This window comes from Pseudomarimonas arenosa, assembly GCF_014841215.1.
Lineage (GTDB): Bacteria > Pseudomonadota > Gammaproteobacteria > Xanthomonadales > Xanthomonadaceae > Pseudomarimonas > Pseudomarimonas arenosa.
The window spans coordinates 36,733-44,881 of the sequence record NZ_JACYTR010000037.1; the positions used below are offsets into that span (position 1 = coordinate 36,733).

The following is an 8,149-nucleotide window of genomic DNA, read 5'->3' on the forward strand; positions in this document are numbered from 1 at the left end:
TCCTGCTAGCGTTTGCGGCCGCCACTGAGCCCGCCCAGCACCCCGCGCAGCAACTGCTTGCCCAGCTGGTTGCCCATCGTGCGCATGGTCGACTTAGCCATGGCTTCCACCGCACCCTGACGCCTCGAAGTGCCAAACAGCCATTCGTTGATCTTCTTGCCCCAAGGGGACGAGGATTCCTGCGCGGGTGCGGCCTTGCCTGCCGGGGCAGGCGCAGGAGTGCCGGCCGTGTTGGCGGGCGCCGTCTCCACCGCGCGCTTGGCTAGAATTTCGTAGGCCGATTCGCGGTTGATCGCCATGTCGTAGCGACCGCCGATCGGGCTGCGCTGACGTTGCTGCTGTCGCTCCTCGGGCGTGATGGCGCCCATCCGGCAGTGCGGTGGCGCGATCAGCACCCGCTGTACCGGCAGCGGAATCCCTTTGTCCTGCAGCGTCGACACCAGGGCCTCGCCGACGCCGAGCTGGGTAATCGCCTCGGCCACATTGATCGCCGGGTTGGGCGGAAAGGTTTCAGCCGCCGCGCGCACCGCTTTCTGATCGCGTGGGGTGAAGGCGCGCAGCGCGTGTTGCACGCGGTTGCCGAGCTGACCCAGTACTTCGTCTGGAACGTCATCCGGATTCTGTGAACAGAAGTACACGCCCACGCCCTTGGACCGAATCAGCCTAACTACCTGTTCCACCCGCTGACGCAAGGCAGGCGGGCAGTCGTCGAACAGCAGGTGAGCCTCGTCGAAAAAGAACACCAGCTTGGGTTTGTCGAGATCGCCCACTTCAGGCAGGTTCTCGAACAACTCCGATAACAGCCACAGCAAAAGACTTGAATAGAGGCGCGGCCTGAGGATCAGCTTGTCGGCAGCCAGGATATGCACCAGTCCCTTGCCTTCCATGGTCTGGCGGAACAGGTCGTTCAGATCGAGCGCCGGCTCGCCAAAGAACAGCTTGCCGCCTTCGTTCTCAATACGCAGCAGGGCGCGTTGAATGGCCGCCAGCGAGGGTGAGCTGACCAGGCCATAGGTGGTGGAGACTTCTTTCAGATTGTCAGCGACGAAACCGAGAAGGGCGCGCAGATCGTCGAGATCCAGCAGCAGCCAGCCGTTGTCATCGGCCAGCTTGAACACGATTTCCAGCACCCCCGCCTGGGTATCATTCAGCTCCAGCGCGCGCGCCAGCAGAGTCGGCCCCATTTCGGTAATTGTGGTACGTAGAGGATGGCCCAACTCGCCGAACATATCCCAGAACACCACCGGACTTTGCTCCGCGCGCCAGTCGCCGATGCCCATCGTGTCCAAGCGCGCCTGCAGCTTTTCGCTGGCATGGCCGGCGGCCGCCAGCCCTGCCAGATCGCCTTTCACATCGGCCAGAAACACCGGCACACCCTGGCGCGAGAAATTCTCTGCCAGCAACATCAGGGTGACCGACTTTCCGGTGCCGGTGGCGCCCGCAATCAGCCCGTGACGATTGCCATAGCGCAACAGCAGCGCGGCCTCCTGGTCGCCCTTGCCCAACAAGATCGACGTCATTCCCGGCGCTCCTCGCTTGGTCTGGACGCACATGCTAGCAGCGCCAGCGCTCAGCTCGGCGCATCGGCGCGACTCAATTGGCAGAACGGCAGCCAGCGCCTTGTTTGCCGTGGCGTGGCTGGTTAGCCTTGTGCTGCTTTGCCTTCTGGCGATGCGTGCTCCCCGATGTCGAGACCGAAGATGAACGTTTCACTTCAGCAAAAGCCTTTCTCCTGCCTTTCCGCCGCGCTCGTCCTGGCGCTGGCGGGCTGTGCCAGTTCGCCCAAGCCAGCCTTGGGTGATCGAGCGCCGGCCGATGCCTTGTCGGTGGCGGTGGTCGGCTGGGAGCTCGCCGCGGTGCGCTACGCGGAAGAAGACTCGGCCGAACGGCTGGCAGACCTCAACGCAGCTGGCGAACTGCTGGAGCGCGAGATCGGCGAATGTGCCGCCGTGCCATGCGCGCCCGAGGCCCTGGTGCAGCATTACCGCCGGCTACTGCAATTCGAAACCGAACGCCTGTTGCCGGTCAGCGAAGCCGAGCAAAGCGGTGAAGGCGAACGGGTCGATCTCGCCGAAACGCCGGTCGAGGCGACCGTCGCCGAGAACCTCAATGCCACCCTGAATCTGCTGAAGGGGCGCGATCTGCGTGAACTGATCGACCTCAACGAGCCGGTGCGCGCGGCACTCAATGAGTGGCTCACCTGGATGCGCCCGCAATTGATTGAAGCGCACGAAAACTATCAGTTCATGCGCGGAAGAATGTGGCCGGTGTATCAGGAAGCCGGCCTGCCCGAGGCGCTGTTGTTCGGCATTCTGGCCAAGGAAAGCGCCGGCAAGGTGCATGCTGTTTCGCGTGCCGGTGCAGCCGGCCCCCTGCAGTTCATGCCAGCCACCGGCGCCCGCTACGGCCTGCGCCGCAGTGCCGACGGTTTCGATGATCGCTTCGACCCCGAACTCGCCACCCGTGCCAACGCCAAGTACATCGCCGATCGTCTGGCGGAATTCAACAACGATCTGGCCTTCGTGCTGGCCGCCTACAACGGCGGCGAAGGGCGTGCCTTGCGACTTTATCAATCGTCGCGACAGAAGAATTACTGGGCCTCAAACGTCAGCGGCCGTTTGCCTGCCGAAACTCGCGACTACGTACCGATGGTGCTGGCAGCCGCCTGGCTGTTCCTGCATGCCGAGGAATACGGACTGCAGTTCCCGCAGGTGTTAAGCGAAGAAGCCGACCTGCAACTGGCCCGCGACAGCTCGATCAATGCATTATCGATTTGTCTTGGCCAGGAAGGCACCCGCAGCGGCTGGTTCCGCGCGCTGCGCAACCTCAACCCGAAACTCCTGCCGCAAACCGCTTTGCCCGCCGGCAGCAGCCTGAAAGTGCCACAGCCGGTGGTGGCACTCTATGCGCAGAATTGCGTCGCCGGCGAACGTGCCGAAGATGCATCACTGATCGCCGCCGCGGCCAGAACGCACACCATCAACCCCGCCATCGCATCAGCCTCGTCCTACCGCGTGCGCAGCGGCGATACCCTGGCCAGCATCTCCCGCCGCCACGGCTGCCGCAGCCCACAAGCCCTGGCCAGCGCCAACGGCATCGCACCGCCAAGGTACTTGATCAAGCCGGGGCAGACTTTGAGGTTGAGTGGGTGTAAGGGGTGATGGAGTGCGCCCACGCCAGTACGTGTTTGGTGAGTGAGTGGCCCCTGAATTGAAGAACAGACTGCAAGACTATGGCTAGTCTCCCAGCGGGCACTCGGATTCCTGTTCACCTCGAGGTGGTGAATCGAACGGTTGAGTACTTTCTGCCAGCCAGGCTGTCACCGATTGCTGAGTATGTTGTTTCGCCTGTAGTTGATTGCTCCTCAGACCTGCTCGATGTCGCGGTGTGGCCGTGGGTATTGGCTTCGCTGCCGCAGTCTGAACACGGTGTGGAGCCGAATCAAGTGTCCAGCGCGCCGATGCCGAGGCAGGCGTTGCAGGGTCTGTCGCAATTCTTGGCCGAAAGGCGCGCCGAGTTCGACAGCCCATGGTGGAACGAATTTCGTCTTGCCCTGGGCTTTCCACGCCCGGGGTATCGCAATGGCTTTCATTGGGTGGGCGGTGGAGAGCCGGGTCGGGCTTGGCTTATTCCGCCGCCCGTTTCGGCGCTTGAAGGGCTGATGGGCGATCTTAGCCAGTTTCTCACTGCGAGCCGAGATCCGTTGGCGACCATGGCCCTCGCAGCCTATCAGCTGATTCATATTCACCCTTACTCCGATGGCAACGGTCGTTGCGCCCGGGCACTGATTCTTGCGTTGGGTGCAAAACTCGGCAGCGCCAGCATCGCTACTGCGCTGGGCTTGCTGTTTTCTATGCAGAAGCAGCGCGTGGGCAATTGGATGCTGCAACTGCGAGAGGGTTGTTTGCAGCCCTATCTGCAGCAGGTTGCAACCGTAGTTGACCTTTGGCAAGCAGCAAAGCGAGAACATCAGCCCGCGGCCACCGAGTCGTTGCATCAGGCGTTCAACGCAGCCCATCTCGCTCGCTGGTATGAAGCGTTAAGTAAGTGCTATTTGCAAACCGGCGCACTTAGCGAAGCAATGCTCGTTCGCCTGATGGGGGGCTCTACCAACCTGGCCCGCAAGTACGTGAACTCACTGGTTTCCCAGCTGGGTTGGGAGCAACGCGATCTGGACCAGTTGGTCTACCCGCCTTTTGAGTACGTGCGACACGCGGTGATCCTGAACATGGCCGAATCGCTTCGGAAGCCAAATCTGGCCTGCTTGACTGTGAACTAGTTCACAGCGGATTTCACAACTTTTCGGTTGACCTTGCCCCCCCCCTCATCACTTACCATTCACGCCGAATTTTCTGCCGTTAGGCGAAGTCCTGGATAGCACCGGGGCTAGGCGGTAGTCGACCGCGTCGGGGCGACACCCTCAGATTCAACTCTTTAGCGTCCAGTTCAGCTGCCTGACCTCGCGGTCGGCGGCCGGTCGACGTTTGTCCCTAATTTTCCCTGAGTGTTGGTGTCGTGAACAAGACGGTAGAACAGTTGGATCTGGAACAATCTGTAGCCTCCCTAGGCAATACGCTCGGTTGGCAGAACCGAGTAAGCCTGAGTACCGCCATTCGTGGCGCGTGTTGCTTGATGGTGATGTGGGGCGTGGTGGCGTCGGGTGATGCGTTGGCCAACAGTCCCAGTGAGGTTTGGCAGAGGGCAGAGGGCGATGACCGAGCCGTAATGGGCCACGTTCAGGCCGAAGGCACCCGCAACGACGACTTCTACCGAGTGGAGCCCAGCTACGATCCTTGGTGGCGCCCGAGTGGGTTAAATCGAGATTGGGGCGACTTTGACATCGATCTCGACACGGGAAGCTATTGGGAGCCGCCAAGCTCGGGCAGTTTTAATGTCGCCAATCACGTGCCGAAGAGTCCCTGCCATGCCTCCCCCAACCCGGTGGCGTATCGTTCGGGCAACAAATTACGCAAAGAAGTCGATTTCCACGCTGAAGGCGAAATGGCCTTGGGCCTGGTTCGTCACTACTCAGCTGGTCTGGCTTTGCGAGGGGGGAGCGCATTGTTTGGTCGAGGTTGGACCCACAATCTGATTCCGACGATGGCCTTCGGAGATTCGTCGATCATCATCATGCTGAACCAAGGCCAGCAATATGAATACGATGCAGTACCCGGCAGCTCCACAACGTGGAAGCTAAAGGGGGACTCATTTTCACAAGTTACTCGACGTGCAGACGGCGGCTACACACTGAGTCGCACTGATAACAGTTCCATCGAGTTCGCGCCAGATCGTCGAGTCACCAAGATCGTCAATTCGCATGGCCTTACTTGGACGTACACGTATGAAAGCCAGCGAATAATCATCACTCGCAGCGGTGGCCAGAGCGTGGTCATTGATCATGGTGATCCACTCGAAACAAGGGTGACCGAATCGGCCGGTAAGGTCTATACCTACCGCAAAGACGAGCAGGGTCGATTGGTGGAAGTCGACTATCCTGGCACAGCCGACGACTCGCGTAAGTATCACTACGAGTACAGCGGAGGCGTGATGGGCACCTCAATGTACTTGTTAAGTGGCATCAGCATTGGCGGTCAGCGCTATCAGAACTACAACTACGATCACGACGAAGCCAGCGTGTATCATCAGCGCGCCACGCTTTCAGAGCTGGTCGGCGGTGTGGAACGGATGACGTTTACCTATGGCGTAACGAGTGACTACCGAGAGTCGTTCTCCACGGCGACCAATGCCGCAGGGCTGGCCACCACGTACTTCTACAAGGGCGTCTACATTCCCCACTTACAGGGTACGAAAGAGCAACTGGTCCGTGTCGAGCGCCCCGCCTTCACTGGTTGCGCCGCGGGAACGGCAGATTCTGTCTACGATGCCAATGGCTACCTCGATTACACCATCGACTACAACGGTGTAAAAACCGACTATACCTACAATATCGACGGCCAGCTGCTGGAAAAGGTGGAAGGTATCAAGGCCGGTGAGGCGCCTGAGGGGCTGCGTTACACAAAGAATTCCTGGGATCCCAAGAATCGCATCACCATGATAGTGGTGGGCGAGATCGATGTCGCCGCGAATAACCTCCGACGCGACTTGCATTCGATCACCACGGTGTATGCCGACACCACCACAGCAACCCACCTCCAAGTAGGTGATGTTCGAAACCGCGTCAAGTCTGTCACTCGCACCAGTCTGATCGGCCGTAGCGTCAGCGAAACCACCACCTTCAGTTACCGGATGCGTAACCAGCCGAATACCGGTGTCGTGTGGATGCGGGTCGATGGCCCTGCGTCGGGTACCGATGATGCGGTTGACTACACCTTCAACAGCGCTGGTCTACTGGAAACGGAGACCAATGCGCTGGACCACGGTGTCAGCTACCAGCGCAATGCACGCGGTGACATCACTCAGTTCACCGACGCCAATGGTGCAAGCACTGCCTACACCTATGACGATCGCGGTCGGGTGAGTACTGAAACCCTCACCGCAGGATCTGTCTCGCGACGCACCGAGTACAGCTACGATCGGTTTGGCAACGTCAAGCGTGTGGTCACCGAGGGCGCGCCTGAGAAGGTGTACGAGTACGATGAGGCAGGTCGCTTGATCTCTGAGTCGACCGTCCGCGATGGGCTTGAGTACGGGCGAACCGAACGCTTCACCACCTTCTACGCGCTGAATGCGCTTTCTCTGCCTACCGAAATCACGCGTTGGCGCTTTTTTCAACAGCCCATGCTGTCCGGTGCAGATATTCTTTCCATGCAGCGGCGCACCTACGATGAAGCCGGGCGCTTGCTTTCGATTCTTGAGCCAACTGATGCCGTTACCAAGACGGTGATCTTCGACCCGGACATGCCGTTCAAGGAAGTCGCTAGCTACAAGTACGACGCCGAAGGCCAGGTCACCAAACTCACCGCCACCGGTAACCGCAGCACCGACATCACCTACGATACGCTGGGCCGGCGGAAGACGGTCAAGGATGCGCTGGCCCACACCACCACGGTGAATCACAGGTTTGCCGCGCTGCCAAACGGCGACATTGCGAAAGTCGTCGAAACAGTGCCCGCCAATCAGTTAAAAACGACTGAGTACTTCGATGGTTTCGGCAATCTGCTGTATCGGAAAACGCCGGATGCTGGAATCTGGCAGTTCAACTACGGCAACACTCGCCTGGATTCCGTAGTCCGTGGCGACGACAAGCAGATCGATTACGCGTACGACAGGCTGGGCCGCATTGACACCGTCACGGCGCCATGGAACATCGATGGTTCGTTTGGAGCGCCGGGCGTGCTCACGTACGAATATGACTGTGACAACGGTTTGGGCCGGCTGTGTTCGGTCTCCAACTCGCTCGACGACGGGAGCGGTCGCGCCAATACCCGCTACACCTACGATGAGCTGGGTCAGCTGACGTCACTTGTGGAAAACTTCGTAGATGTGGAGAACTCCGTAGAGCGCAGCATCGGGGTCAGCTATAAGTACGATACGTACGGACGGCTGTACAGCTTGACCTATGCCAATGGCGTGGTCGTTACCTATAGCTACGCCGGTGGAATGGTGTCGGCGATCAATGCCAGGGTCAACGGCGCGGTGCGGACCATTCTCACCAATGTAAGCTATCGCTCCGCCGGTAGGCCGTCCGGCTTCACCTACGGGAATGGCGCAGTGCGCCAACTGACCTACGGGTGGGACAACCGCTTGCACAGTATCAGCACCGGTGCACTGCAGTCGCTGAGTTACGGCTACGACGCCAACGATCGAATGAGCTCAATTGCCAACGGCTACGATGGCAGCACGCAAACCTTTGGCTATGACGATGTCGATCGTCTGACCATGGGCCAGCGGCACGACGGGCAGGATGAGTACTGGAGCTACGACAGCATCGGGCATCGGCAGACACACAACCGTGGCGGCAGCGGGTTTGGGCTCACCTATCAGGGCAATTGGCTGAGGCAAGTGGCCGGCGGCTCGGTCGATCGTCGCTATCAGATCGATGCGCTCGGCAACCGCACCAAGCTGACGCATGGTGGGGCGACGGAAGGCACCGACTTCTACTACGACCCGTTCCAGCGGCAGCGCTGGGTGGTGCGAGGCACCAACCAAACCGAATGCGACACCGCTCGCGCAGGTACGTGCCCGGTGA

The 8,149-nt window shown here is 60.0% G+C and carries 4 protein-coding genes; 3 read left to right on the forward strand and 1 reads right to left on the reverse strand.

All coding sequences use genetic code 11. The features are described 5' to 3' along the window. Nucleotides 1-5 precede the first annotated feature (5 nt). Nucleotides 6-1,520: a helicase HerA-like domain-containing protein gene (locus IFO71_RS14825; RefSeq protein ID WP_192030430.1), complete on the reverse strand. Its 1,515-nt coding sequence runs from the start codon at nt 1,518-1,520 to the stop codon at nt 6-8. Nucleotides 1,521-1,700: 180 nt separating this feature from the next. On the opposite strand from IFO71_RS14825, the gene IFO71_RS14830 reads away from it, so the two are divergent. From IFO71_RS14830 to IFO71_RS14840, 3 genes are all read left to right on the forward strand, one after another. Continuing rightward, nucleotides 1,701-3,161 carry a lytic transglycosylase domain-containing protein gene (locus IFO71_RS14830; protein WP_192030431.1) on the forward strand — a complete coding sequence of 487 codons (1,461 nt, stop codon included), beginning with the start codon at nt 1,701-1,703 and terminating at the stop codon, nt 3,159-3,161. 119 nt (nt 3,162-3,280) lie between these two features. After that, nucleotides 3,281-4,279, forward strand: coding sequence for a Fic family protein (locus IFO71_RS14835; protein ID WP_192030432.1), 999 nt, complete (start codon nt 3,281-3,283; stop codon nt 4,277-4,279). A gap of 236 nt (nt 4,280-4,515) precedes the next feature. Then, nucleotides 4,516-8,149 (forward strand): DUF6531 domain-containing protein (locus tag IFO71_RS14840; protein ID WP_192030433.1); only part of this gene is annotated, 3,634 nt, incomplete at its 3' end.

Excerpts from the sequence above, each read along its gene's own strand:
- IFO71_RS14825 (WP_192030430.1), bottom strand. The coding sequence starts at position 1,520 with ATGACGTCGATCTTGTTGGGCAAGGGCGACCAGGAGGCCGCGCTGCTG.
- IFO71_RS14830 (WP_192030431.1), top strand. The coding sequence starts at position 1,701 with ATGAACGTTTCACTTCAGCAAAAGCCTTTCTCCTGCCTTTCCGCCGCG.